The 2,985-nt window shown below is 49.5% G+C and carries 2 rRNA genes (1 of these 2 only partly in view); both read right to left on the bottom strand.

What is annotated here, in order from left to right:
- Nucleotides 1-101, bottom strand: a 5S ribosomal RNA gene (gene rrf / locus HT709_RS03790); the annotation flags it as partial.
- Nucleotides 102-177: 76 nt separating this feature from the next.
- A 23S ribosomal RNA gene (locus tag HT709_RS03795) occupies nt 178-2,985 on the bottom strand; it runs 142 nt beyond the window's last position.

Here is a 2,985-nt window from a genome sequence, read left to right on the forward strand (position 1 = left end):
TATCTCACAGGGGGCAACCCCCAACTACTTCCGGCGTTCTAGGGCTTAACTTCTGTGTTCGGCATGGGTACAGGTGTATCTCCTAGGCTATCGTCACTTAACTCTGAGTAATACCTACTCAAAATTGAATATCTATTCAAACCAAGAAAACCGTTCACTTTCGTATTCTCAGTTACTTTGGATAAGTCCTCGAGCTATTAGTATTAGTCCGCTACATGTGTCGCCACACTTCCACTTCTAACCTATCTACCTGATCATCTCTCAGGGCTCTTACTGATATATAATCATGGGAAATCTCATCTTGAGGTGGGTTTCACACTTAGATGCTTTCAGCGTTTATCCCTTCCCTACATAGCTACCCAGCGATGCCTTTGGCAAGACAACTGGTACACCAGCGGTAAGTCCACTCTGGTCCTCTCGTACTAGGAGCAGATCCTCTCAAATTTCCTACGCCCGCGACGGATAGGGACCGAACTGTCTCACGACGTTCTGAACCCAGCTCGCGTGCCGCTTTAATGGGCGAACAGCCCAACCCTTGGGACCGACTACAGCCCCAGGATGCGACGAGCCGACATCGAGGTGCCAAACCTCCCCGTCGATGTGAACTCTTGGGGGAGATAAGCCTGTTATCCCCAGGGTAGCTTTTATCCGTTGAGCGATGGCCCTTCCATACGGAACCACCGGATCACTAAGCCCGACTTTCGTCCCTGCTCGAGTTGTAGCTCTCGCAGTCAAGCTCCCTTATACCTTTACACTCTGCGAATGATTTCCAACCATTCTGAGGGAACCTTTGGGCGCCTCCGTTACCTTTTAGGAGGCGACCGCCCCAGTCAAACTGCCCGTCAGACACTGTCTCCGATAGGGATCACCTATCTGGGTTAGAGTGGCCATAACACAAGGGTAGTATCCCAACAACGTCTCCTTCGAAACTGGCGTCCCGATCTCGTAGACTCCTACCTATCCTGTACATGTGGTACAGACACTCAATATCAAACTGCAGTAAAGCTCCATGGGGTCTTTCCGTCCTGTCGCGGGTAACCTGCATCTTCACAGGTACTAAAATTTCACCGAGTCTCTCGTTGAGACAGTGCCCAAATCATTACGCCTTTCGTGCGGGTCGGAACTTACCCGACAAGGAATTTCGCTACCTTAGGACCGTTATAGTTACGGCCGCCGTTTACTGGGGCTTCAATTCATACCTTCGCTTACGCTAAGCACTCCTCTTAACCTTCCAGCACCGGGCAGGCGTCACCCCCTATACATCATCTTACGATTTAGCAGAGAGCTGTGTTTTTGATAAACAGTTGCTTGGGCCTATTCACTGCGGCTGACTTAAAGTCAGCACCCCTTCTCCCGAAGTTACGGGGTCATTTTGCCGAGTTCCTTAACGAGAGTTCTCTCGCTCACCTGAGGCTACTCGCCTCGACTACCTGTGTCGGTTTGCGGTACGGGTAGAGTATGTTTAAACGCTAGAAGCTTTTCTTGGCAGTGTGACGTCACTAACTTCGCTACTAAACTTCGCTCCCCATCACAGCTCAATGTTATAGAATTAAGCATTTAACTCAATTCACACCTCACTGCTTAGACAGACTCTTCCAATCGTCTGCTTTAGTTAGCCTACTGCGTCCCTCCATCACTACATACTCTAGTACAGGAATATCAACCTGTTGTCCATCGGATACACCTTTCGGTCTCTCCTTAGGTCCCGACTAACCCAGGGCGGACGAGCCTTCCCCTGGAAACCTTAGTCTTACGGTGGACAGGATTCTCACCTGTCTTTCGCTACTCATACCGGCATTCTCACTTCTATGCGTTCCAGCACTCCTCACGGTATACCTTCATCACACATAGAACGCTCTCCTACCATACCTATAAAGGTATCCACAGCTTCGGTAAATTGTTTTAGCCCCGGTACATTTTCGGCGCAGGGTCACTCGACTAGTGAGCTATTACGCACTCTTTGAATGAATAGCTGCTTCTAAGCTAACATCCTAGTTGTCTGTGCAACCCCACATCCTTTTCCACTTAACAATTATTTTGGGACCTTAGCTGGTGGTCTGGGCTGTTTCCCTTTCGACTACGGATCTTAGCACTCGCAGTCTGACTGCCGACCATAATTCTTTGGCATTCGGAGTTTATCTGAGATTGGTAATCCGGGATGGACCCCTCACCCAAACAGTGCTCTACCTCCAAGAATCTCTAATGTCGACGCTAGCCCTAAAGCTATTTCGGAGAGAACCAGCTATCTCCAAGTTCGTTTGGAATTTCTCCGCTACCCACAAGTCATCCAAGCACTTTTCAACGTGCCCTGGTTCGGTCCTCCAGTGCGTCTTACCGCACCTTCAACCTGCTCATGGGTAGGTCACATGGTTTCGGGTCTACGTCATGATACTAAGGCGCCCTATTCAGACTCGGTTTCCCTACGGCTCCGTCTCTTCAACTTAACCTCGCATCATAACGTAACTCGCCGGTTCATTCTACAAAAGGCACGCTCTCACCCATTAACGGGCTCGAACTTGTTGTAGGCACACGGTTTCAGGTTCTATTTCACTCCCCTCCCGGGGTGCTTTTCACCTTTCCCTCACGGTACTGGTTCACTATCGGTCACTAGGGAGTATTTAGGGTTGGGAGATGGTCCTCCCAGATTCCGACGGGATTTCACGTGTCCCGCCGTACTCAGGATACTGCTAGGTACAAAGACTATTTTAAATACGAGGCTATTACTCTCTTTGGCTGATCTTCCCAAATCATTCTTCTATAATCTTTGAGTCCACATTGCAGTCCTACAACCCCGAAGAGTAAACTCTTCGGTTTGCCCTCCTGCCGTTTCGCTCGCCGCTACTAAGGCAATCGCTTTTGCTTTCTCTTCCTGCAGCTACTTAGATGTTTCAGTTCACTGCGTCTTCCTCCTCACATCCTTAACAGATGTGGGTAACAGGTAGTACCTGTTGGGTTCCCCCATTCGGAAATCCCTGGATCATCGCT

This window comes from Streptococcus sp. 1343 (assembly GCF_013277355.1).
Taxonomy (GTDB): Bacteria; Bacillota; Bacilli; order Lactobacillales; family Streptococcaceae; genus Streptococcus; species Streptococcus pseudopneumoniae.